Here is a 25,381-nt window from a genome sequence, read left to right as displayed (position 1 = left end):
CGTTAGAATAACCCTGATTATTGAGAAATGGGTTATTCCGTGATTATTAAGCATGCTGAAAAAATTGCCTCGTCCGAGGTGCTCAAGACCAACTTTGAAGGTTTGGGGTATGTGTGCAGTGATGCCATTGCCACTGCCGTCTATCTGGCCTGTCAGTTGCAGAAGCCGATTTTGGTCGAGGGTCCGCCAGGAGTGGGCAAAACTGAACTGGCTAAAATCACCTCTGAATACCTCAGTGCTCCCCTGATTCGCATGCAGTGTTATGAAGGGCTGGATGAGAGCAAGGCGCTCTATGAGTGGAAATACGGCAAGCAGCTTCTGTACACCCAGTTGTTAAAGGATCAGCTGGGTGATGTGATGCGTGGTGCCAAAGGCCTGGATGAATCGGTTGATCGACTGCATCAGTTTGGCGATATTTTCTATTCCGAAGAGTTTCTGGAGTCTCGTCCCTTATTGCAGGCCTTGCGAGCAGAGGATGGCGCCGTACTGCTGATCGATGAAATTGATAAATCAGATCAGGAGTTTGAGGCCTTTCTGCTGGAATTGCTGTCCGATTACCAGGTCAGTGTGCCGGAAATTGGTACGGTGAAAGCCAAATCCAAACCGATTGTATTTCTCACCAGTAACAATACCCGCGAGCTTGGGGATGCTCTAAAGCGTCGCTGTTTGCACCTCTATATTGATTTCCCCACACCTGCACTGGAAGCCAAAATCATTGCCCAGCAGGTACCGGATATGGGGGATAACCTGCGTCAGCAATTGGTGGATTTTGTTAATGAGTTACGCCAGATGGCATTGAAGAAGGTGCCAGCTGTAAGCGAAACCATCGATTGGGCAAGAGCCCTGTTGCTGTTAAACGTTGAGCAACTTGATCGTCAGTGGGTTTCCGATACCTTGAATCTGCTGTTGAAATTCCAGGATGACATTGAAGTGGTTGAGCCGGAATTGAATCAGTTGTTGTCTGGGCTCAAAAAGTAGTTAGTTATGGATCTAGTGATAGGCCGATTTATTGAGGCGTTGCGTCAGGCGGGTTTGCCTATCTCTCCTGCGGAAACGCTCGATGCGCTGCGAGCATCGGATTTAATCGGTGTCGACAACCGCGAGAGTTTGCGTGCAGGCTTGGCCCTGGTTCTTGCTAAAACCGTCGACCATAAGGTGACCTACGAGAAACTGTTTGATCAGTTCTTCCAATTTACCGCGCCGCAAGAGCCGGGTGCCGATGAGCCGGAAACGTCGAGTAGTGAAAACACTGATGAGCAAAGCTCTGATAGTCAAAGTACGGAATCGGATCAGGATCAGCAAGGTGAAGGTGAAAGTGAAGGAGATGGCCCTGCCTCTGGCAGCGGTGGTGGCGCTTCTTCATCATTAGGTCAGCAATTAATGGCTGACGACCAGGCCAGTTTAGCGATTGCTATGGCTGAGGCAGGTGAAGCTGTCGGCGTGCGAGATATGCAGGTATTTACCCAGAAATCCCGTTTTAGCTACCAGATGATGCAGCAGATGGGGAGCGAAGAACTCAATGCCGAATTGGCTGAGTTGCATCAGGATGAGTCGCAGCAGGAGCTCTATCGGGAATTGTCACAGCGTCGCGATATTCTGCAGCAACAGGTGCGGGATTATGTTGAGCAGCAGTTTATGTTGTTTGCTGCGGAAAAAGGTCAGCAGTTACGACGTGAAAACTTGCAAAAGGTGAAACTGACCAATGTCGATTTGGCTCACTATAAACAAATGAGTGAGCTGGTGCGTAAAGCGGCGAAACAATTGGCCAGTATGCATAGCCGTCGGCGTCGTATTACCCGACGCGGTTTGTTGGATGTTCGCAAAACGGTGGCTGCCAATGCGGCTTTTGATGGCATTCTCTTTCATACCAAGTGGAAATCGACCAAGATTGACCGACCCAAGGTTATGGTGATTTGCGATGTCAGTGGCTCGGTAAGTCGTGTGGCGCGTTTTTTGTTGATGTTCCTCTATAGCCTGCAAGATGTAATGCCGCGGGTGCGCTCGTTTGTGTTTGCTTCGCGTATGGGGGAGGTTACTGACTTTTTTGAAACCATGCCGATGGATGAGGCGCTGGCTGAAGTGATGGCCGGTTGGGCCAATCAGTCGACCAGTTACGATCAATCACTGGAAGATTTTCAAAATCTGGCGCTAAAGGGTGTCGATAACAAAACCACTGTCATTATGCTGGGCGATGCCAGAAACAACAATGGCCCTGGCAGGGCGGATATCTGGCAGGACGTCTATCGTCGCAGTCAGCGTGTGTTGTGGTTGAATCCCGAAAGGGCATCAAGCTGGAATACCGGCGACTCCATTATGGCGGATTATGCGCCTTACTGCTCCCGGGTGGAGACCTGTAATTCTTTAAGGGATCTTAACCGTATTATTGGCACCATTCTGAAATATAGTTGATATTCAATTGTGGTGAGGCAAGGGGGTTGTCCTGTCACCTGTTGGCTATATAGCCTTAGTGTATCAGCGATAATACCTAGTGCTTCCTATTGTAGTTTTGCCTGTTATAGGGGTAGGGATCCCAGTATAAATTTGGCCGTTTAAACTCTGGGTAGCGGGCCGTAGCGCGCTGGCGATAACCCTGTTCGGGGTAGTATCTTTTCTTGTGTTGTCCCTGCTTGTTCTGGTCTTTATATAAGTGCTGGTTGTTATCAGCGCTATAGTTATTGTGCCGCTTCTTAAAGGGTTTTTCCGAATTTCGGCATCCTCTTCCATCGTAGCAGGGTTTGGTATACCTGTGTTTGTCTTGGAACTTTCCCTGTCGATGGGATGGTCTGCTTGGGTAGTAAGGCGGGTAATAGTAGGGCGGGTAATAGTATGTCTCTTGGTCGTTGGCTTTTCTTTCGCTGACAGTGGCCTCTTCTTCGCCGCTTTCCAGGCTGCCGATCACCCCCTTACGATTTGTTCTTTTAATAACTGATTGCGGTTCTTGCCCCTCCTTATTTGGAGAAACGGAGGTCGTCTTCGTTTGTGTCGGCTGAAGGTTTAATTCGGGCAGAGCCAGTGGTGCTAAATCGTGATTGAGGGGTGGGGTGTCGCTGTAATACGTACGGCCTTGATCGTCCTGCCATTTATAGATCGCAGGCGTTTCACTGAGCACAGATATGGAGGCACTGATAGCAAGTGTTGTCGATATCACACGTGATAGCTGCTGAATACCCATAATCGATCCTTGGAATACCTGAGAGCAAATCTCCAATGACCATTACCGAGTATAGACCGCAAGCTTGGGGTTTGGTGCCCGAAGTAGTCTGAAATCTATAGGGGAAATCAGGGGGAAAAGTCTTGCCGCTTTTAGGGAAAGGCCTTCTATCAACTTTGGTGGGTTGTATGGAAATATTATAAAAATCAATGGGTTACGATTGTTCTTGGGGTTTGGCATAGGGATTGCATTTAACTTTGTAAATTGAAAAACGGCAAGTAACTGGTTGCCACAGTGTGAGACACAACCTATGTCCATCAACTTTGAAAACGCCCTGGGAATTCACGAACAAGCACTGCAGGTACGTGCGCAGCGCGCCGAGGTGTTGGCCAATAACCTGACCAATGTGGATACCCCGAACTACAAAGCTCGCGATATTGATTTTCGCAAGGTTTTGTCGGATTCAATGGATATGGGGGAGGGCAGCCTGGCGATGAATACTACTAACGGGCGTCATCAGTTAAGTGAAGGATTTGGTGGAGATGGTGATGCGATGTACCGAGTGCCTAACCAGCCTTCCATTGATGGCAATACCGTTGAAGAGCATGTAGAGCACGCAGAATATATGCGCAACAGTTTGCAATTTCAGGCCAGTTTTACGTTTTTGAACAGCAAGTTTAAAGGCTTGATGAACGCCATTCGCGGCGAATAATTTCGAGAGAGTTTGAGGAAAAGACCATGGCACTGGGAAATGTTTTTGATATCGCGGGTTCTGGCATGAATGCACAGAGTGTTCGTTTGAACACTACCGCCAGTAACCTGGCCAATGCACAGTCGGCAAGCTCTAGTGTCGATGATGTTTATCGGGCTCGCAAGCCGGTATTCGCTGCGGCCCATCAGGACGCTATGGGATTTCAGAGCGCCTTTGGTAAAAGCGCGCTGGAGAACAACAGCCAGAAAGGCGTAGAGGTGTTGGGCATTGTCGAGAGTGACGCCGAGCTGCAGCGCCGTTATGAGCCCCATCATCCGATGGCTGATGAAGAGGGTTATGTGTTTTACCCCAACGTCAATGTGGTCGAAGAAATGACCGATATGATCTCCGCGTCCCGTTCCTTTCAAGTGAATGTGGAAGTCATGAATTCTGCCAAGCAAATGGTTCAGCGTGTGCTGACCCTTGGCCAGTAACTCGGTAGCGGGTTAGGGAGTCGATACCATGAGTGATGTAAGTGCTGCCAGCGCTACTAGCGGCTTAAGTGATCTTCAGATTGCCACCAAAACTGAGGACGAGAAAAAGGATAATGAACTTGGTCAGTCGGCGTTTCTGGAATTGATGATTGCGCAGTTGAACAATCAGGATCCGCTCAACCCTGAAGAAAATGGTGATTTTATTGCGCAGCTGGCTCAGTTCAGTTCTGTAGAAGGGATTGATCGACTCAATAATAACTTTGAGGGCTTCACTAACAGCTTTATGTCAAACCAGGCGTTACAAGCTTCCTCTTTGGTGGGGCGGTCTGTCACGGTTTCCGCATCTTCAACGCAACTTTATGCGGGTAGCTTTGTATCTGGCAGCATCGATTTGCCGGCCAGTACTTCCGATGTGCAGGTGAATATCTATGATGATGCCGGTGCTCTTGTCGATCAGGTATCAATGGGTTATCAGTCGCAAGGTGAAGTACTTTTCCGTTGGGACGGATACAACTTTGAAGCCAATGGTGAGTTACTGGATTGGCAGTCCAGCCATGAAGAAGGGCTACCGCCGGGTGAGTACCGATTTGATGTTACAGCCTCTATTGATGGTGAAACTACGCAGCTGGATACAGCGTTGAGTGCCAATGTGAATAGTGTGACAGTGGGGCAGGATGGCAAGTTGATCCTTAACCTTGCAGGTCATGGCTCAGTCAATATGAGCGATGTAAAACAGTTTAACTAAGTGTATTAGCGACGAGATTAGTAGGAGAGTCTTATGCCCTTTAATACAGCACTCAGTGGTCTTAATGCCGCTAATGCCGATTTACAAATTACCGGTAATAATATTGCCAATGCCTCTACCGTGGGTTTTAAATCCTCGCGGGCTGAGTTTGGTGATGTATATGCCACGACGATTTTGGGTTCAGGCTCAAACACTATTGGTAGTGGCGTCAGGCTGCAGAATGTTTCCCAGCAGTTTACACAGGGTAATGTGTCGTTTACCGAAAACTCATTGGATTTGGCCATTAGCGGCAGTGGCTTTTTTGTGTTGAACAACGGAGGTGATCAAGCCTTTACCCGAGCAGGTACTTTCGGCTTGGATAAGGATGGTTTCATCGTTAACAATATTGGCGCGAACTTGCAGGGTTTCGCTGCCGATGCAGACGGTAATATTAGCGGTGTATTGGGTAATCTACAAATACAAACCGGTAACCAGCCACCTAGACAAACAACACTGGTGGAGTCATCGGTTAATGTTGATTCTACCGAAGAGGTCCTGCAGCGTTCCGGTACCACTTTTGTAACCGACGGTAATGCTATCGGTGTTGCTCAAGTGGGGCAGGCAAATGATACCGCTTCTACGCTTTCAAGTGCTTCATTCTCATTGCCGATTCTTAACAATTTCTCTACAGATGCAATTACCTTTGATGTTGGTTTGGCGGGTGCAACTTCAAATAATGGCACCGTCAGTGTGACGCTGGATACTGCCAACGGAATGCCGCCCACAATAACCAGCTTCAATGATCTGCGAACCTTGGCTGGTGTAATCAACGGCCAGATTTTCTCGCCTAATAACCCGGCACAAAGCCCTATTGATGTCGTTGCCACGGCGGTTGATGATGGTGGTGGTAACTTTCATTTGGAGTTTCAGTCGTTAATCCCGGGTGAGTCATCGCAGGTTAGTATTACGGGAGGTAATGTAGCAACCACGGCGCAGACTTCCGCTGGTACTGTCACTATGACCGGTACAGAAGATTTCAACGCCATTGATCCTCCAACAGCAGCCACGACACTTGCGGGTACTACTGCACTGGCAGGTGGTGAAAACTGGGGTGCGCTGGGTAATGCCACGATACAGTTTGTTGCAAATGGTTTGGGGCCTGTCACTGCTGACTTTGCGACAACAGTTGATGGCACTGGTGCGACTCCGGCCGCAGTTCTAGTGCAAATGCAGACGGCAATTGACAATGCCATTACTGCTGCGGCTATTCCTGGCTTAAGTGCCGGAGATGTGGTTGTCAGCCTAAATGGTAGTAACCAAGTATCTATAGCTACTTCCGCGACAGGTTCTTCATCATTCTTTACCATGCAGGCAGTGGGTACTGACGATGTATTGGGTTTGTCTGCTCAGCAGGGTATTTTGTATAACGGTGCCGATGGAGCCAGTTTTGATTTGTCGGTAAATGGCGCTGTATCGCAAACGGTTGTTTTGAGTGGTATTACGGTTGCTGGTACGCCGGCAGATACTCGAAATGCGATTCAGGCAGCAGTCGATGCTGCAGTGGGGGCGGGCATTGTAAATGTACAGCTCAATGGCGCCAATCAGATATTTTTAGAGAGTGTTGCCACTGGTGCAGCCAATACCATTGAGGTAACGGCTATCAGCAGTACATCGGATGTACTTGGATTTACCGGTTTGGTAAACCAGTTGGCAAGAGGTGGTGACGATTCATCCGTTGTGGGGCTGCCAATTGGTGCTGCGTCGATTGCAGACAGTTCTGGTCGTCCGGCGGTTGATAATGCCTACCCTACACAGACAATTGATATTACGGATCCAGATGGTAATTCGGTGACTTATACCGCTGCTCAGGGAAACAGTGCCGCTCAAACCGCATCAGAAATGAATTCTCTATCTGGGGTATCTGCTACCGCTTCCACTAGTGCGACGATAGTTAATTATAATAACAGTGCAGGTAATTCTGTTATCGAGCTTAATGGTGTTTCGCTTACCGCTGATACTCTAGCGGCACTGGAAACCGAAATAAATGCGTTGACCACTTCGACTTTGCCGGGTATTTCCGCTGTGTATGATGCCACGAGCAATAGCCTGGCGATTACCTCGGCAGTGGGTGATGATTTGCAATTTATGTTGAGCAGTACTGATGATGGTGACAGTATAGAAATTCAGGGTGTGACAAGTGCACCGTCCCAGATTCTGGAAGCTGACCCTAACAATGACGGTACCGCCACGTCTACCGTCGCACAGACTGCAAGTGGTACAACGGTGCTTGTAGGCACTGAAGACTGGACTTTATTGGTTCCGCCTCCCTCATTTGATCTTTCTGTTGATGGTGCTGGGTTTATTAATGTCGATCTCAGTGGTATTAACAATCCGGGTAGCTTGGCAGCAATGGAAACAGCTTTGCAAGGGGCTGTAGATACGGCTCTGACGGCTAATGGATTTAATGCTGGTGATGTAGATGTTGTGATTACTGGCGGACAGGTGTCATTTGAAACTGCCGCTAGTGGTAGCGCACGAAGTCTGCGTGTAGCCGGCATTACCGGGGCTGATGTATTGGGTTTGGGTGGTTTGGTTGGTACCTTGTTCCAAGGCTCTGATGGTACCAATGTGGTTGCCGAAGGGATAAACGGTAATCCTAACGCCATTTTTATTGGTGGTCAGATTGATATTGTCTTGGATGAAGGTTATACCGCCTCGAACCCAACGCCACCCGCAATCGGATTGTTTGGGCCATTTACCGCAACGACTTTCCAGCCTTTTCAGATTAATCAGTTTAATCCTACCGATCAGTCCACGTATAACCATGCTACCTCGGTTAATATTTTTGACAGCCTCGGTAATTCACACGTGATGACCCAGTATTTTGTCAAACAGCCCTATGACCCTGCTGATCCAACCACATTGCCAAACAGTTGGATAATGTACGTATTGGTCGATGGTCAGGATGTGGGAGATCCCGATACTACCTTGCCGCCACCGCAAAATACTCAAGCAACGCGCGCATCCTATAACCTCAACTTTAATCAGGATGGTAGTCTGAATACACTTTTGTCCGATCAGATACTGATCTCCAACTGGGAGCCTCTGGATGCCAGTGGGCAACCTAGCGGTGCTTTGGGGCCACAAAACGTACTACAGGGCGGAACTTTGCCGGTACCAGAGCCGCCAGTAAGTTCTAACTTTGAAATTGATTTGACCGGCTCAACCCAGTTTGGCGATGAGTTTGCCGTAAACGATGTTGATCAAAACGGATTCACCACTGGGCGCTTGTCAGGTATTGATATTGACGACGATGGTACGCTGTTTGCCCGATTTACCAATGGTGAGGCGCAGGTATTGGCTCAGATTGCTCTGGCTGATTTCCCCAACGACCAGGGGTTGCAGCCAGTAGGGGACACAATGTGGGCTGAGAACTTTGAATCCGGTGTGCCGAACATCAGTGCGCCAGGAACGGCAGCGCTCGGTGTGATTAACTCCGGGGCGCTGGAAGAATCCAATGTGGATTTGTCTGCTCAATTGGTAAATTTGATTATCGCGCAGCGTAATTTCCAGGCTAATGCGAAAACCATTGAGACCGCAGATCAGACTACTCAGACCATCATTAACTTGCGTTAATCACGCGCTTGGTGTTTTGCATTAACGGGTATTTGAGCGGCTAATGGTTGCCGCTCTGACCGTTAACTGTCGAGATCTTTGCTTGCCTCTTTTGTTGCTACATTCGATGAAACCCGCGTAACAGGCGGGTTTCAAAGTTTTGGCACACCCCTTGCTCTAACTCTGTTAACCGCTAAAAAGCGACAAAAAGTTAACGGAGTAGACCATGGATAAAGCGCTATACATCGCTATGACGGGAGCCAAGCACAACATGCTGGCTCAAACCGCGCATTCCAATAACCTCGCCAATGCTAATACCTCAGGCTTTCGTGCTGACTTTGCTCAGGCGCGCAGCATGGGGGTTTACTACGGTGAAGGCCATCCAACCCGTGCTTACTCCTTAACCGAGCGACCTGCTACAGATTTTCGTCCTGGAACTGTCATGGAAACCGGTCGAGAACTGGATGTTGCGATTCAGGGGGAGGGGTTCATTGCTGTTGAGTCAGACACCGGAGAGGTGGGTTTAACACGAGCCGGTAACCTCTATATCGACACCGCAGGCATACTTCGTACAGGTGCTAACCAGCCCGTGCTTGGTAGTGGGGGGCCTATTTCCATTCCTCCTGCGGAAAAAATTGATATCGGTAAAGACGGCACTATCAGCGTGGTGTTGGCTGGTGGTGGTCGTGAACCGCAGGTGTTGGATCAGATTCGTTTAGTCAACCCGGCTGCGGAAGATTTGGTGAAGCGAGAAGATGGTTTGGTGTACGTCAAAGACGGCGGACAGGCTGCCATTGATCTTAATGTCACCTTGCTGGCTGGGTTTACCGAAAGTAGCAATGTAAACACTGTGCACGAATTTACCGAAATTTTAAGTAAATCCCGGCAATACGAAATGCAGTTGAAGTTGATGAAAACGGTTGAACGTAATTCAGAAACTTCGGCACGTCTATTGCAAATGTCTTAGTAACCCACAGTAAATACGTATAAAGCGGCAATACATGTCCTGCCGCAAAACAGAAAAGTTTTAACGAGGATGCCACTATGCATGCCGCACTCTACGTCAGTAAAACCGGATTAAGTGCCCAGGATACGCAGCTGACTACTATTTCCAATAATTTGGCCAATGCCTCCACCGTTGGATTTAAGCGTGACAGAGCGATTTTTGAGGATCTGTTGTATCAGGTGCATCGCCAGCCGGGTGGTCAGGCTAACCGCGATAGTGAGCTACCTTCCGGATTGCAGTTGGGTACTGGTACTCGTGTAGTGGCAACGCAAAAAGAGTTTACTGAAGGCAGCTTACAAGTCACAGATCAGGCTTTGGATGCCGCGATCGATGGCCGTGGTTTTTTCCAGATACAGCTACCTGATGGTGAAATAGGCTACACCAGAAATGGTCAGTTCCAGCTCAATGCGGATGGTGAAATTGTTAACTCAGCTGGTCTGCTGTTGGAACCGACGATTACCGTACCGCAGAACACTAACAAAATCACCATCGGTACCGATGGTGTGGTGAATGCTTTTATTGATGGTGATCCAAACCCGCAGGCGATCGGTGATATTCAAATCGTTGATTTTGTGAATCCGTCAGGTTTGGAAGCTGTGGGTGGAAATCTGTTTCGTGAGTCTGTTGCTAGCGGTAACCCGTTAACGGGCACACCAGGAGAAAATGGCCTGGGTGAAATTCAGCAGGGAGTATTGGAAAACTCCAATGTTGATATTGTCGAAGAGATGGTCAATATGATCACCACACAGCGAGTCTATGAGCTTAATTCCAAGGTCGTATCTACCTCTGATCAAATGCTTCAGTTTATTACGCAGAATCTGTAAATGGTGTGACGGATTGATTGGGATTATTTGACTGGAATAGCCGTTATGAATTTAAACCAAATTGCTAATCGACTCCTTATTGTTGCTACGGCAGTGAGCTTAAATGCCTGTGTTATTCAGGCCCCGGCTCGCCCCGATGATCCGTCTTATGCGCCTGTGTTAGGCAGCGGGAGTGTGCCACCTCAACCAACGGGGAGTTCGCTATATCGCTCCGATTATTCTCTGTCTCTGTTTGATGATCGTAAGGCCCATCGAATTGGCGACATTATTACAATAGTGTTGAATGAACGAACCTCTTCAACCAAGTCCAGTAAAGTTGAGATTTCCAAGGAAAGCGAAGTGCAATTCGCGGAAGACCCTACTGGAAATTCCGGCAGCATTCTGGGGACAAAACCCAGCTGGAAAAATCTGAGTACTCTAACTGATATCCAACAGGATCGTGACTTTACCGGTGAAGGTGATGCGGATCAAAGTAACAGTTTACAGGGCAGTATTGCCGTAACCGTGGCAGACGTCTTACCAAACGGCAACCTGATCGTTCGTGGCGAAAAATGGATGACCTTAAACCGAGGTGATGAATATATTCGCATCAGCGGCCTTATTCGTCCGGAAGATGTTACACCAGACAACACCATTGCCTCACAGAAGCTGGCCAATGCACGTATTACCTATAGTGGCACAGGTGAAGTTGCTGAATCAGGCATTATGGGTTGGGGCTCTCGCTTCTTTAACAGCCCGCTGTGGCCTTTCTAAGGGGATCGGAATGAAAAGAGCGCTACAAGGTTTTCTGTTTTTCTTTTTTATGGTCTCGATGGGTCAGGCTGCTGCTGAGCGTATTAAGGATTTGTCTTCTGTTGCCGGGGTGCGTAGTAATCACCTGGTAGGGTATGGCCTGGTTGTGGGTTTGGATGGCACTGGTGATCAAACCAATCAGGCGCCATTTACCACGCAGTCATTCCTCAGTATGTTGAAGCAGTTTGGTATTACGGTACCGGAAGGCCAGCGATTGCAGTTAAAGAATGTTGCGGCAGTGGCTGTACATGCTGAAATTCCTGCCTTTGCCAAACCGGGTCAAACTATTGATATTACCGTTTCTTCCATAGCCAATGCGGCGAGCTTACGCGGTGGAACCCTGCTATTAACACCATTAAAAGGTCTTGATGATAACGTCTATGCCATTGCTCAGGGTAATCTGGTCGTTGGCGGCTTTGGAGCTGAGGGTTTGGACGGCTCCAAAATTACCGTCAATGTTCCGAGTGTTGGTCGTATTCCCAATGGCGCTATGGTTGAGCGTAGTGTCGCCAATAATTTTGCCTCCGGGCAACCGATTGTGCTTAACCTGCACCGTGCCGATTTTACGACCTCCAAGCGAGTAGCTGACAGTATCAATGAACTTTTGGGGCCAGATGTTGCTCGCCCGATGGATGCCACGTCGGTGATGGTTGATGCCCCGGTTAACCCGGCGCACCGGGTAAATTATCTGTCTCTGCTGGAAAATATCGAAGTGGATCCGGGCGAAGAGGCCGCGCGTGTTGTGATTAACTCGCGCACAGGCACCATTGTGGTTGGTCAGCATGTTCGTGTTGAACCTGTGGCAGTCACTCACGGCAGTTTGACCGTAACCATTTCTGAAAATGTTCAAGTCAATCAACCTGGCGCCTTCAGTGAAGGTCAAACAGTTGTATTGCCAGACAGCGATGTAGCCGCTGATCAAGAGGCCAAGCCCATGTTCAAATTTGATGCGGGTGCAAGCCTTGATGATATTGTCCGTGCGGTTAATCAGGTCGGGGCAGCCCCCGGTGATTTAATGGCCATTTTGGAAGCGCTTAAGCAGGTGGGTGCGCTGAAAGCCGAGATTATGGTGATCTAAGATGATTCCATTTGATTCCAATAGTGTCTTGCATCAAGCCCAGCAGTCTTCCTATACCGATTTAACGGATCTGCAATCGATTAAGCGCGAAGGTCGCGAAAACAAAGAAGCCGCACTGGAAAAGATTGCCCAGCAATTCGAGTCCATAATGCTGCAAACCATGTTGAAGACCATGCGCGAAGCCAATGATGTGTTTGCCGAAGACAGCTACTTCAACAGTTCGGAAATGAAGTTTCACCAGGATATGTTTGACCATCAGCTGGGGTTGTCGCTTAGCCAGGGCAAAGGGTTAGGTATTGCCGATGCTTTTATCCGTCAAATGAAACAGCAGTATCTGTCCGTTGAGCCCAATGGCTTGGGCAATAACGGGCCAATGCCGTTGGATAAGCCCTTTAAAGGTCCTGAAAAGGCGGGCCCTTCTACGATAGGCGTAAAACAGCCTATGGCTATCAGCCCGGAAGAGTTTGTGGCCAAGGTTAAGCCTTACGCAGATAAAGCTGCTGAAAGTTTAGGGGTAGATAGCCGCGTATTGATTGCTCAGGCAGCCCTGGAAACCGGTTGGGGACGTCATGTGATCCACCGTGAAAGTGGCGAGAGCAGTTTCAATCTGTTTAATATCAAAGCTGGCAGTGATTGGCAGCAGGATCAGGTTAGTGTTTCAACCATTGAATTTAATCACGGTGTTGCTCGCCACGAGCAGGCGCAGTTCAGAGTTTATCCGGATATGGCTGCCAGTTTCGAGGACTACACAGCCTTTATCGGTGAGCGGCAACGTTATGCCGCTGCGGTAGATAATGCCAATAACCCTTACGCATATCTTAAAGAATTACAGGCCGCCGGTTACGCAACCGATCCGGAGTATGCCAATAAGGTCTGGCGTGTATTTAATAGTGAAGCCGTGCAGCAGGCGAGCAGTGATGTCGTCACGGCGAGGAAAGACTGATGGCTGATTTACTTGGTATTGCGATCAGTGGCCTGAGAACCAGTCAAGCTCAGCTTGGTGCTACCGGTAACAATATTACCCACGCTAACGAAGAAGGGTATACACGTCAGCGGGTAGAGGTTGGCAGTAATCCAGCTTTGTTTTCCGGTGCCGGATATATTGGTACTGGCGTTAATATTCAGTCTATAGATCGATTGGCAAACGAGTTTGTGATTTCACAAATTCGTCTGGATACATCTGCGTTTAATGAACTGGATGCTTTTAGTCAAAAAATTGGTGAGTTGGATAATTTATTGGCGAATGAATCCATTGGGCTTTCCAGTGGTTTGGCTGAATATTTCAGTTCACTTCAAGCGGCAACTGACGACCCAACATCAATTCCAGTTCGGCAGTTGATTCTGGCTCAAGCTGATGTATTAGCTCAGCGTTTTGGTTCCCTTTACGGCCGATTCGGCGAAATTAACAATATTGTTAATCAGGAGCTTGATGCTACAGCAGGGCAGATCACTGCACTGGCCAGTACCTTGTCTAATCTGAATGAGCGCATCGTTGATGCTGTCGGGCAGGGAAGTGGTAATTCACCTAACGATCTCCTGGATGAGCGTGATGAAGTATTGCGTGAACTGTCTGAATTGGTGGCAATCACCACATTCGAACAGAATGATGGGGCTGTTAATGTCTTTATTGGAAATGGACAGCCTCTCGTTGTAGGTAATAGCGTTAATGAAGTACGTGCTATTCCTGGTCAAACAGATGCCAATCGTCAAGATATAGCGTTTGTAAATAATGGGCAAATTCAAGTCATCACAGATGAAATTCGTGGCGGGCGCATGGGCGGCTTGCTTGATTTTCGTGAAGATGTACTGGATAGAACATTTAATGAGTTGGGCCGAATAGCGTTGAACTTTGTTGACGCCATGAATGAGCAGCAGCAACTCGGCTTGGATCTTAACGGTAATTTCGGCGTACCAATTTTTGATCCCATTAATGGGCGGCAAGCACAATTAGATCGTGTAGCCCCAAGCCAAACCAATGCGGCACCTCCTGATCGTTTAGTTTCCGTTGAGATTTTAGAGTCGAGTGAATTATCCAATTCTGATTATGAATTACGCTTATCTGGCAGTGGGCCTGATGCTTTTGAATTAGTGCGTCTAACGGATAATACTGTTGTTCAAGCCGGTGGCTTACCCGCACAGAGGCCAACCTCTTTCGAGGCAGAAGGATTTCGGGTTACTTTTGAGTCAGGTTCTTTCGCAGATGGTGACAGGTTCACCATTATGCCTACGCGTTTTGGTGCAAATAATGTTGATGTGATAGCGACATCACCTGAAATTCTGGCGTTTGCTCAACCTGTCACTACGTCCAATAGTCTCTCAAATACAGGTACAGGTGCTATTTCGCAGGGGGAAACCCTGCAAACCATTGATCCAGCTACCGGTGAGTTGATGCCTGCTTTTGCAACACTTGGCACGCTGTCTCCGCCATTAATGGTGAAGTTCACCTCGGCAACTACCTACGATGTTTTGGATGTAACGGATCCAACCAATCCTAAAAGCCTAAATCCGCCGTTGGAGAATTTGCAGTTTAAGCCTGGTGAGCGCAATCAGATTTTACCTTCAGAACCCGGTCAAACGGTAGTGATGAGTGACGGTGCTAATGCGGGTCGTATCCCTCGCTTGAGTGAGGTGGTAACAGGGCCCATTGGTACAGAAGCACAGAATACCTATCTGGATGAAAATATATCCATTACCTATACGAATCCAACGAATGGCATTGCGACTTCTCAGCCTTTTGTCCAAGTTCAGCGCGGCGATTCAGCGGAACAAATTGCTTTTCAGTTAGGCAGTAGAGAAGGGGTTAGTGCAACGGCGTCGACTGAGGTACAAATCCGGGTTACGGATGATGGTCTGAGTACGGGAACGGATTTTAATTTATATCTAAATGGTGTCAATTTAGCTGATACTTTGGCTCAGTCACAGAATCTCGCTCAAGCTCCGCGGCCATTGACCAATGATGCGATTGCGGAAGCAATCAATGTGAGTGGTGTACTCCAGTCTCAAGGCATTAGTGCTGTCAGTGATGGCGATATGATTCGTATTACGGCATCAACGGGAGCAGACCTGCGATTTCAGGTCGAGGGTGATACGGGTACCGACTTCATTGAAGTCAAAGGTGATGATCCGGCAACCCTCTGGGGTACCCAAAATGTCACTAATAGCAGTGTAGATTTAACCACGGGTGGTCCTTACAGTTTTGATGTCGATATTTTTGATGGCCCCAATGGTCTTAGCAATCCAAGAACGATAGCCGTAGAGGGGGTATTTAATAACCCTGATGATCTCGTTAACTATCTGCAAAATCAGATAGACCGTGCCTATGATGTCGGCGGTAAAGTTGAAGTGAGTTTAAATGCTGATGGAACACTGGCATTTTCAACGGTATCTACGAGTACTAATGCTCAAATTCAACTCAGTAACCTGGTGGGCGGTGACCCTCTGGGATTGACCGCAGCAGTAGGTCAGGGCGTAATGGCTCCTTCTGATATTTTGACGGTGGAAGGGACTGGTGTAGCTGGTTCAGTAAATTCGACGACCATTGGTGGTACAGTGAGTGTCACTCTGGAAGAGGGGTATTCACTGGCCTCCAGTGCGACAGTCAATGGAAATGTATTCACCACGAATCCTGACGCGGTTTCAAATTTCTTTGGTTATACCTTTGATATTACCGGTAATCCAAACGCCGGCGATGAGTTTTTTGTCAATTTCAATACCGATGGGGTATCAGATAACCGTAACGCGTTAAAGTTTGTTGAAATTGAATCAGCAAAGTTAATAAACGGCAATGCGTCGTTTCAGGAGTCTTACGGTGATCTGGTGGAATTCGTCGGTACTGTTACGGCTGAATCCAATATCAACCGTGATGCAGCGAATGAAATCTTGAATCAGTCCCGTGAATTGCGGAATTCTATCTCAGGTGTAAACCTTGATGAAGAGGCCGCAGATTTGATCCGCTTTGAGCAGGCTTATAATGCGTCCTCTCGTATTATCACCGTTGCACGGGATCTTTTTAATACGTTGTTACAGTCTTTCTAGGCGAGGTTCAGGGTAGGTAATCATTATGCGGCTTTCCTCACTGCAAACATTTATTACTGGCACCAATCAAATTGTTAGCTTGAGTGGTCAGGTTAATACCACGCAGGAACAAATTTCGCGGGGTACGCGGATATTAAATCCTTCTGATGACCCGGTGGCGTCCAGTCAGATTCTCAAGTTGAATCAGGAAAATGCGTTGCGTGAGCAGTATCAAGATAACATTACCTTGCTCGAAAGCCGTCTAGAGCTGGAAGAAGCCACCTTAGGAGCCATCAATAATACATTGATTCGGGTTCGAGAATTGGTTATTCAGGCTAATAATGGTGGCTTAACCATTACCGATCGACAAGCGATTCAGGCTGAGCTTGAGGTTCGCCAGGATGAACTTGCTGATTTAATGAATACCCGTGATTCAAGCAATGAATATCTGTTTGCCGGCTTTCGGGGTAATACAGAACCTTTTGTTGATAATGGTATAGGCAACTTTAGTTATACTGGTGATGAAGGGCAGCGACTGTTACAGGTGGCTGCAAGTACCTTTGTTCCCGCAAATGATTCCGGCAAGACGATTTTTGTTGACGTCGAGAGTGCAGAGCCAACCTTTAGAACGCAAGCCAATCCAGTTAACCGAGCAAACCCTGCAGCGACTATCTCCAGTGGATTTGTGGCAGATCAAGAGGCGTTTAACAATATCTTTCCGGAAGATTATATTATTGAGTTTCAGCATCCGGATGATTTGGCCTTGTTAGGGCAGCCTCCCGGATTTAACTATAATATTATCCAAAAGTCTGATGGCAGAGTGGTAGAGAGTAATATCGCCTACCAAAGTGGTGAGCCTATCGAATTTAATGGTATGGAGTTTACCATTTCAGGATCTCCTTCGGTTGGTGATAGCTTTATTATCAATTCAAGTGATAATCAGGATATTCTGACAACGGTTAGTCGCGTGATTGAAGGGATGCAGAATCTGACGCTGTCAGCCGAAGATGAGGACGCCTATCAAGCGCTCATGGCTACTACCATCGAGAATTTGGATAATGCCCAAACCAGTGTGCTGGAAACCCGTGCCGAAATTGGTGCCCGCTTAAATACATTGGATTCCACCAGGAAGTTGCACGAAGAGGTAGATGTCATCTCGGTGCAATTACTCTCGTCCTTACAGGATCTTGATTATGCCGAGGCTGTAAGTCAGTTAAGCTTCGAATCTTTTGTTTTGCAGGCGGCGCAGGAGAGTTATGCACGTATTGCGGGGCTGTCTTTGTTTAATAGCTTGTAAATATAGAATGCTTTCATGCTATTCGGGGCAGCAGGAGAAGCTGCTCTCAGGTCACTTAAGAAGAGATTGATTTCTTCGGTTAACTTCACCGACTGCCTTAATCCTTAGTGCTACTGTAAATTCCCCAGAATTTTATACGGAAATAAAAAAAGACCGCTGTTGCGGCCTTTTATATTGATCACCCAATGCTTGGCAGCTTACGACATTTGTAGATAGAACTGGTACATGGCCGCAAATGTCTCTGGGTTATCTTGCTCAAATGTTTCCCAGTTAGCCAGATTAGTCATTGAATTATCCGCTGGGAATTGCTCATTATAGGTCTTTCTTACAGGATTGGGGATTTGAGTGAACCCCAGAAAGCTCATCCCCAGTGTATCACTCAGTTGTTGTAACTGTGTTGGTGTGAAGCGATGTTCCTGAACGTGAAACAGCAGATCACGGCAGCCACTCATGCTGAAGAAGTCTGGTGAACGCAGAATATGCTCAAAGGCTTGATCTGGTGCATCAAGCAGTTGCTGGCGCAGTTTGCGGATGGCTGTTTCATCGGTGCTTAAACCTTCACTTTTAATCAGGTCTCGGCAAGCAACAACTTCCTTGCGGGCAATTTCACTGTATAGACCGATTTTGATCAAGCCCTCGGGCTCCAGAAGATCTCGCAATTGTTCTGCACCCGCGGCTGGATCTTCCATATGGTGGAGTACGCCAGAGCACTCGATGATATGGAATTTTCTATCGAGAAGGTGGAGGTCCAGAATGTCAGCCTGCAAGAACTCGATATTGTGCAAATCATAGCGCTCGGCCATAGCTTGCGCGTATTCGAGACTGCTGGTGCTGATATCGACGGCCAATACTTCTACATTGCGGAAGTAGCGTGCCACATGCAATGCATGTCGGCCTGTACCACAACCAGCAATCAGGATGCGTAAAGGGTTCTCGTGAATCCATTTCGGGGCCTGGAAGTTAGGCAATGCTTTAGAGAGCGCTTCGGCATAGGTTGTTGGGGTGTGGTACTCCAGTGCCAGCCAACGGGGATAAGGGTTATCCTCATACTGGGCTTTTACGGCGCAGGAAACTGCATTGGTTATTGTGCCCAATTGCTCCAGGGGTTCTTGCTGCTGATGTTTTCTGGGTAAGACTTTTTTAAGCAAGGGCTGTATGTCTGGCTGCCATTGTTTGTGATCAATGCTTTCGACAACCTGTTTGTTGATCACACGCTGTAAAGGCTGGTACATGGCCAAAAGCAGCAGTTTGTGCTGCTGCCGGAACAGGTCATTACGTGTTGCCTTGCTTAGCTCGTCGTTGAGAGATGCAAGAGCCTGGTTTTCGGCATTGCTGATGCTGTAAACAAATTCATTGTTATAGCCCTGGTGGGCCAGGGCCATAATTAATGGGCGATGGGCTGCTACAGGTTGCTGCAGCTCAGATAAAAACAGGTGTTCCCGTATCGGTGTAAACACTTTTTCGATGGTTGGATCGCTGAAGATTAATTTCTCCAGTGACAGAAGTAGCAGGGGATCCTGTGCTAACTGGGCAATATCAATAACAGCATCGTCATCGGTAAGGTGGTAGCGATGGATCAGTAACGATGCGCAGATGGTGGCCAGGTCGTTATGGTTAACATCATCCCATTGAAGGTAATGGCAAATATTCGTGGCCAATTCGGTATTATCGTAATCAGCCTTTAGTTGACGCATACATTCAAACAGCTTGGCACGTACGTGAGCATCTTTTGGTTGGATATTGGCCAGCTTGCGATAGTGTTGGAAAGCCGGCACCGTTTGCCCTTGCTGCAATTTGGTATAGGCGTAAGAGGTATGGGCTCGGAAGATACTTGGGTCCAGTTCGATACAGCGAATAAAAGCTCGCTCAGCTTTTATCAAATGCCGCTGTGCCAAGTGGATATGGCCCAGAGTGTACCAAGTGGAAGCGGCTTTATCGTCGATAGCATGGGCGGTATTGGCCCAGCTGACAGCCTGTTTCATATCGTCTCGGTCAAGTGCGACACGGGCCAGAATGTTGAGGGCCTCGATGGAGGTCGGGTCAATCTGTAAAACCTGATTGGCGACTTCACAGGCATTATTACGCAACTGCTCAACCTGTTCGGTGCTGAGTTTCGGCGCCGAGGAGGTCTGGTAATGCTTGATGGCCGTTGTCAGCAGGGCCTGCGTATCAGCTAGAGCTTGATGCGGAGGAATGTATGCGCTCTGTTCGTTAAAGGATTGGCGCAGTGCTTGTTGGCTACTCATGAGTCCTTACCGTGTTTGCAGTTATCGGTAAGCGCTAATGAGCAAAACTTAAGCCAACATTGAAAAGCTATTAAAAAACAGCGAGTTATGGTGCTGGTGAGGTTCTGGCTTGGGTTTAAATTTACTGGAAGGGAATGTCAGGCCATTAAAGCGGCAACACCTTGCCTGAATATTGCCGCCTGACTTGCCGGTTAAGTGGATTAGGAGTTGCCGTAATGCAGGCTGTTCTGACCGCTTAAGTAGCTATGGGCGGCCTTGCGACCACGGCTCAAGGCCTGGCTTTCTTTGCGCAATTCGTTTTGCCGACGTTGGCACAACTGCAGTACATGGGTATAGACTTTTTTGGCGCGCTCAAGGCTATTGAGCATGGTCTGTAACTGCTCAGCACTGCTATCTGGAGAGAACTCCGCAACAGTTTCTCGCAAACTTTCGTCCAGCGCCGCCAGAGATTCCCAGTCTTTATGTTCGGCGGCTTGATCGATTTTGTCGAGCAGTGTTTCCAGGCTCATTATGGGTACTCCAGTGACTGCTATCTAAAGTATAGTTGCTTTGTGTTCTTACTTGGCTAAACCGGCGGCCTGTTGTTCGCCGTAGGCTTCGCTAACGCCACTATCAGGCAATTTTCCTTCCAACTCTTTCCAACCATCAAAAATAGTGTTCAGAAGACCATAAACTTCGTCGATCATGACGGCGTTATTTTCTGCGTTGGCTTCAAACAAGCGGCGGGACATATAGTCGTAAAGGTTTTCCAGGTTGGCAGTCATTTCCTCGTCATGCTTATGAACAAGCGACTCTTTCAGGCAGTCGATGATATCCACGGCCTTATTGATGAACTGGTTGCGTCCCTCAATGTTGTTGTGCTGGATGCAGCCTTTTGCGCTGGTCATGCGATCCAGGGCGCCCTGCATTAGCAAGGTAATAATTTTGTAAGGGGAGGAGTCTACAGCAGCCTGGGCGTTGACTTGACGGTACTGGTTCATCGCTTGTCGGTTATACATGGCTTGGCTTCTCTTATTGGTCGTTCAAAGTCATGCGCAGCCTGGCCTGTGCGTGCCAGGTGCTCATACGCTAGCGGCGAAAATCCGGTTTGCTTGAGGGGTTTTTTCAACTTTATTGGGTGTTTTAGGGGATTTATGAATGAAAGAGATTAGTGCTTCATTTATATGTCCAATCAAGCAGTTATATAAATTTGAATAATAATCACACTTTTTGCTAAAAAATTGTTAAAGGGAATCTGAGATGTGCCGTTAAGAAGGGTGAATTAGTAAAAAAACCAGGCGCCCCGCAAGTGAATGCTACCTGTAGGGCCCGATGCAAACTAACGAGGGAGCATTGATATGCCTCAGATTATTAACACGAACATCAGCTCGCTGACGGCTCAACGTAATTTGAACACGTCACAGTCCGATCAGGCCCAAGCCCTTGAGCGTTTGTCATCCGGTCTTCGGATCAACAGTGCCAAGGACGATGCGGCAGGTCTGGCAATTTCAACCCGTTTTACCTCCCAGACCCGTGGTCTGTCGGTAGCGATTCGAAACGCAGGTGATGGTATCTCTCTGTCGCAAACGGCAGAAGGTGCTCTGGGCTCCATGGCAGACAACCTGCAGCGTATTCGTGAGCTGGCACTGCAGTCCGCTAACGGTACTAACAGTGACTCTGACCGGGAAGCTCTGAACGCGGAAGCTCAGCAGCTGATCGCTGAGATTACCCGTACTGCTGACCAAACCAACTTTAACGGCCGTAACCTGCTGGACGGTTCTTTCTCCTCTCAATTCCAGATCGGCGCCAACGCCGGTGAGGTGATTGATGTATCCGTTAACAAGCTGACTGCTGACTCTATTGGTGCAGCTGAAACGTCAGGTGTGAGTGCGATTGGTACTGGTGCGGCTTTGGCCAACGGTGACTTGATCATTAACGGTGTGGCCATTGATCCATCTCAGGCTTCCAGTGATACAGCTTCTACCGCAGATGCCAGCTTCTCTGCGATTGCCAAGGTTGCTGCGATTAATGCTAAGTCTGATGCAACAGGCGTGACAGCTGAGGTTATTGATAATGTAGCTTCTGGTTCTGAAATGACGGCTGCTGCAACCAGCGGTACTTTGACGCTGAATGGTGTTGATATCGATCTGGCTACCGGTGGTGTGAGTGCATCAGATGACCGAAACGCAGTAATTTCGGCTATTAATGCCCGTTCAGATCAAACTGGTGTTATTGCCTCTGATGGTGGTGATGCTGGTGGTGTAACGCTTACAGCAGCTGATGGACGCAATATTGATGTTTCGTTTGGTGGTGTGGGTGGTACCTTAACCTCTGCATCAACTGGTCTGACCGAAGGCACCAATTATGGTGGCTACACCCTTATTTCAAAAGAGGGTGGAGATATTAGTGTTGATGGCGGTAATGGTACTGGTACAGGAGATTTGAGTAATTCAGGTCTCACTGCAGGTGTATATTCAGGCCGTGAAGCAACATTAAATACGCTTGAAAGAAACTTGTCAGTTTCTACGGCTGAAACTAACGGTACTTTCACTACAGCAGATCTGGGTATCTCTGCTGGTACTGCTGTTAATGCAACAAATAACAGCTTTGAAATTTCTGTGGACGGTGGCGCTTTCCAAACTTTGACTTTGGATTCCGCTTTTGATCCATCCGCTAACGGCGGTACTGGTAGTGCAGGTACTTACGACAATGCTGCTGACCTGGCTCTGTATATCAATGATGCAATTGCCAATGATGCTAACTTCCAGGATGCGCAGGGCAATGCTCTGGTAAGCGCGGCAGCGGATGGTAGTGGCGGCATTACCTTCACCAGTACTGACGCAGGTGGCAGTTCTCAAGTGGTTGCCCGTCAAGGTAGTGGGAATATTGATATTCCAACTAATACAGCGGCAACTGCCGGTACTGCGGCTGGTACCTTTGACTCTGACCAGGTTGATTTCATCTTTGATGGTACCAATGCATTAACCGTTACTGTGAACACCGCAGACGAATTGAGTGTGAACGTTAATGGTGGTGGTGCTACTGATGTGACTGTAGCGGCAGGTTCTTATACTGATGCACAAACCTTTGCGGATGCCGTGAATGTTGGATTGCAGGCAGCTGGTTTGGCGGCTACAGCCACCATTAGCAGCGACGGTACTCGTGTATTGATCGGAGCCGATAATAGCGGTGAGACAGTTGTTGTTGCTGCAGGTGCAACCAATGCTATCACGGCTACCCCTCAGGCTGATTACATCCAGCATTCAAATAATGAGGTTGTGATTACGGATGTTGCTGCATTCTTGGCCGATTACGATGACGATGATGAGATCGGTTTGGCTGTCGATGGTGCAGCGGCGCAGGATCTGGTGCTTGATGACGATGTGGCTGGCTACACCGGTACTCAACCTCCTGCTAATGCTACTGAGCTGGCTGACTTGATTAATGCCAATGCTGCAGTTCAGGTGGCGGGTTCTGGTATTACTGCCTCTGTTGTCGGTGGTCAGGTAGTGATTTCGTCTGATGCGGTAGGTGGCTCGGTGGTTGCCACTCCTGGTACTGGTACTCCTTTAGCTGCGGCGGCAGATTTGGCGGGTACTGACCAAACTGATACAACAGTTGCTGCGACTGCGGGCGTTGCTATCACGGGTAATTTCAGTGTTGATGCTGATGGAAACTTTGTTACAGAAGATCCAGATGGCGCCGGTACCCAGTTTGAGTCTCAGCAGTCTCCGCTGGTTGTTACTGCGGGTGAAAATGACACCTTCCAGGTGGCTGTTGATGGCGGTACGGCGCAGACTGTAACTGTTGCAGCCGGTAGTTATAACAGTTTGTCTGAGCTTGCTACAGCCATTAACACCGGTATTGCTTCATCATCGCAAACCATTCAGGGTGCAGATATCTCTGGTATTGCAAAGGCGGGTTATGATTTTGCAAACGATGGTAACCTGGTATTCACAACCTCAGTAAATGGTGGTGCAGCACTGACTACAACCATTTCGACTGACATCGATACAGCTACAGCAACTGTTGCTGAAGCTCAGGAAGCTTTGCGTGCTGCGATACAAACAGATTTGGATACCAAATATGGGGCCAATCAGGTCAATGTGGCTTTCAATAGTACTTCAGGCCGCCTTGAGTTCTCGACTGTCGATTCCAGCACTACCCTGACTATCACTGCTGATACGGGTACTGGTGGTTCAACCAATGGCCCATTTGTTGCGGCAGGTACTAATATTCCTGCATATAGTGTGGCGGTTTCCAGTGGCAATCAGAGTTTGACCTTCACTTCTGGTTCTACTGGCGCAACTTCTGCAATTGACTTGACCAACGGTACTCTTGCTATCGAAGGTGACTTCGTAAATGGTGCAGTTGTCAGTGAGGCTGTATCAGTAAACGCACTCGAGTCTGGTGATCTGGTTATCAACGGCACAAGTATTCGAGGTGCATCTGGCGCAGATGACACGGCTTCTGATGAGACTGCTTTGACCAGCACTGCAGCTGCAAGTGGTATCGCAACCGCTGCTGCCATTAACGCCTCATCCGCGCAAACGGGTGTAACTGCAACCGTTAATGCTACTGAGTTGAATGGTGGTGACGGCACCGCAGCGTTGACAGCGGCCAATGGTTCAACTGGTGTTGTCTACATTAACAATGTTGCTGCAACTCCTTTGACCCTAACTGGTGATGTTGATGCTGATCGAGCCTCTGCAGTTAATGCTATTAACGCCATCTCAGGGCAGACAGGTGTTGTTGCCGAAGATAACGGTAAATCCATCACCCTGACAGCGGTAGACGGTCGTAACGTATCGGTAGCTATTGACAATCAGTTGAGTGCTAACGATGCTGCGGGGCGTGATTCCTCTAACTTCGGTCGCTCTATAGGCTTGGCTGCTGATGGCGCAGGCATCGGCGAGGCTGATATTTCTGGAACAGGAGCTACTTACGCTAATGTTGCAGGAACCACTTACTCTACTGTTCAGTTGAATTCTGCAGGTGAGATTAGTGTATCGGCTGGTGATAATGGGGCCGATGAGTTGGCAGCAATAGGCCTTCGAGAAGGTTCTTACGGTGCGGGTGACAATGGCATCTTCATTAGTGAGATTGATATCTCCACCTTTGAAGGTGCTAACGAAGCTATCGTTGCCATCGATAACGCCTTGAACCAGGTGAGTGCTGAGCGAGCGAATTTGGGTGCGATTCAAAACCGCTTCCAGTCCACTATCTCTAACTTGGAGATTACCTCCGAGAACCTGACTGCTGCAAATAGTCGAATTAGAGATGCGGACTTCGCGGCTGAAACCGCAGCTCTGTCTCGAGCTCAAGTACTGCAGCAAGCCGGTATCTCGGTGTTGGCACAGGCTAACGCCTTACCACAGCAAGCCTTGTCACTGCTACAGTAATAGTAAGTGACAAAGGTTTTAGGGAGGGGTCGAGGTTTGGCCCCTAAACAACCTAGTCTGAGGGCAAC

General features: G+C 48.3%; 18 protein-coding genes. 14 read left to right on the top strand and 4 right to left on the bottom strand.

Annotation, left to right across the window (positions count from 1 at the left end):
* Window positions 1–45 precede the first annotated feature (45 nt).
* Window positions 46–978 carry an AAA family ATPase gene (locus ACGHZ6_RS13985; protein ID WP_390619170.1) on the top strand — a complete coding sequence of 311 codons (933 nt, stop codon included), beginning with the start codon at window positions 46–48 and terminating at the stop codon, window positions 976–978.
* Between the two features lie 6 nt (window positions 979–984).
* Window positions 985–2,409: a VWA domain-containing protein gene (locus ACGHZ6_RS13980; protein WP_390614589.1), complete on the top strand. Its 1,425-nt coding sequence runs from the start codon at window positions 985–987 to the stop codon at window positions 2,407–2,409.
* Between the two features lie 76 nt (window positions 2,410–2,485).
* Here the strand turns inward: ACGHZ6_RS13980 and ACGHZ6_RS13975 are convergent, their stop codons facing one another.
* Window positions 2,486–3,172, bottom strand: a complete 687-nt coding sequence (locus tag ACGHZ6_RS13975) for a DUF4124 domain-containing protein (RefSeq protein WP_390614588.1) — start codon at window positions 3,170–3,172, stop codon at window positions 2,486–2,488.
* Between the two features lie 289 nt (window positions 3,173–3,461).
* On the opposite strand from ACGHZ6_RS13975, the gene flgB reads away from it, so the two are divergent.
* The 11 genes from flgB to flgL all read left to right on the top strand — a co-directional run bounded on the left by flgB (window position 3,462) and on the right by flgL (window position 17,686).
* Window positions 3,462–3,863: a flagellar basal body rod protein FlgB gene (gene flgB, locus ACGHZ6_RS13970; RefSeq protein ID WP_390614587.1), complete on the top strand. Its 402-nt coding sequence runs from the start codon at window positions 3,462–3,464 to the stop codon at window positions 3,861–3,863.
* 26 nt (window positions 3,864–3,889) lie between these two features.
* Complete coding sequence (gene flgC / locus ACGHZ6_RS13965) at window positions 3,890–4,336, top strand: flagellar basal body rod protein FlgC (RefSeq protein ID WP_390614586.1); 447 nt, start codon at window positions 3,890–3,892, stop codon at window positions 4,334–4,336.
* Window positions 4,337–4,364: 28 nt separating this feature from the next.
* Window positions 4,365–5,081 (top strand): flagellar hook assembly protein FlgD, encoded by a 717-nt coding sequence (locus ACGHZ6_RS13960; RefSeq protein ID WP_390614585.1) that lies wholly within the window; start codon window positions 4,365–4,367, stop codon window positions 5,079–5,081.
* A gap of 33 nt (window positions 5,082–5,114) precedes the next feature.
* On the top strand, window positions 5,115–8,696 hold the full coding sequence (locus ACGHZ6_RS13955; RefSeq protein ID WP_390614584.1) for a flagellar hook-basal body complex protein: 3,582 nt from the start codon (window positions 5,115–5,117) through the stop codon (window positions 8,694–8,696).
* Window positions 8,697–8,901: 205 nt separating this feature from the next.
* Window positions 8,902–9,642: a flagellar basal body rod protein FlgF gene (locus ACGHZ6_RS13950; RefSeq protein ID WP_390614583.1), complete on the top strand. Its 741-nt coding sequence runs from the start codon at window positions 8,902–8,904 to the stop codon at window positions 9,640–9,642.
* Between the two features lie 77 nt (window positions 9,643–9,719).
* Complete coding sequence (gene flgG / locus ACGHZ6_RS13945) at window positions 9,720–10,505, top strand: flagellar basal-body rod protein FlgG (RefSeq protein ID WP_390614582.1); 786 nt, start codon at window positions 9,720–9,722, stop codon at window positions 10,503–10,505.
* 45 nt (window positions 10,506–10,550) lie between these two features.
* Window positions 10,551–11,258 (top strand): flagellar basal body L-ring protein FlgH, encoded by a 708-nt coding sequence (flgH, locus tag ACGHZ6_RS13940; RefSeq protein ID WP_390614581.1) that lies wholly within the window; start codon window positions 10,551–10,553, stop codon window positions 11,256–11,258.
* Between the two features lie 10 nt (window positions 11,259–11,268).
* Window positions 11,269–12,375 (top strand): flagellar basal body P-ring protein FlgI, encoded by a 1,107-nt coding sequence (locus ACGHZ6_RS13935; protein ID WP_390614580.1) that lies wholly within the window; start codon window positions 11,269–11,271, stop codon window positions 12,373–12,375.
* A gap of 1 nt (window position 12,376) precedes the next feature.
* Entirely contained in the window at window positions 12,377–13,318 is a 942-nt protein-coding gene (flgJ, locus tag ACGHZ6_RS13930; protein WP_390614579.1) for a flagellar assembly peptidoglycan hydrolase FlgJ, read from the top strand.
* Window positions 13,318–16,410 (top strand): flagellar hook-associated protein FlgK, encoded by a 3,093-nt coding sequence (gene flgK, locus ACGHZ6_RS13925; RefSeq protein WP_390614578.1) that lies wholly within the window; start codon window positions 13,318–13,320, stop codon window positions 16,408–16,410. Before flgJ ends, flgK begins: the two co-directional genes overlap by 1 nt.
* Window positions 16,411–16,435: 25 nt before the next feature.
* Entirely contained in the window at window positions 16,436–17,686 is a 1,251-nt protein-coding gene (gene flgL, locus ACGHZ6_RS13920; RefSeq protein ID WP_390614577.1) for a flagellar hook-associated protein FlgL, read from the top strand.
* 197 nt (window positions 17,687–17,883) lie between these two features.
* On the opposite strand, the gene ACGHZ6_RS13915 is transcribed toward flgL, so the two are convergent.
* From ACGHZ6_RS13915 to fliS, 3 genes are all read right to left on the bottom strand, one after another.
* Window positions 17,884–19,932: a methyltransferase domain-containing protein gene (locus ACGHZ6_RS13915; RefSeq protein WP_390614576.1), complete on the bottom strand. Its 2,049-nt coding sequence runs from the start codon at window positions 19,930–19,932 to the stop codon at window positions 17,884–17,886.
* 200 nt (window positions 19,933–20,132) lie between these two features.
* Window positions 20,133–20,441: a flagellar protein FliT gene (locus ACGHZ6_RS13910; RefSeq protein WP_390614575.1), complete on the bottom strand. Its 309-nt coding sequence runs from the start codon at window positions 20,439–20,441 to the stop codon at window positions 20,133–20,135.
* A gap of 48 nt (window positions 20,442–20,489) precedes the next feature.
* Window positions 20,490–20,930 (bottom strand): flagellar export chaperone FliS, encoded by a 441-nt coding sequence (fliS, locus tag ACGHZ6_RS13905; RefSeq protein WP_390614574.1) that lies wholly within the window; start codon window positions 20,928–20,930, stop codon window positions 20,490–20,492.
* 339 nt (window positions 20,931–21,269) lie between these two features.
* Here fliS and ACGHZ6_RS13900 point away from each other — a divergent pair, with 339 nt between their 5' ends.
* Window positions 21,270–25,313 carry a flagellin gene (locus ACGHZ6_RS13900; RefSeq protein ID WP_390614573.1) on the top strand — a complete coding sequence of 1,348 codons (4,044 nt, stop codon included), beginning with the start codon at window positions 21,270–21,272 and terminating at the stop codon, window positions 25,311–25,313.
* The last annotated feature ends 68 nt before the right edge of the window (window positions 25,314–25,381 follow it).

The sequence above is a fragment of the Maricurvus nonylphenolicus genome (assembly GCF_042854845.1).
GTDB lineage: Bacteria > Pseudomonadota > Gammaproteobacteria > Pseudomonadales > Cellvibrionaceae > Maricurvus > Maricurvus nonylphenolicus.
The sequence above is the reverse complement of the archived record's forward strand: the minus strand, read 5'-3'. Positions and strand labels throughout refer to the sequence as shown.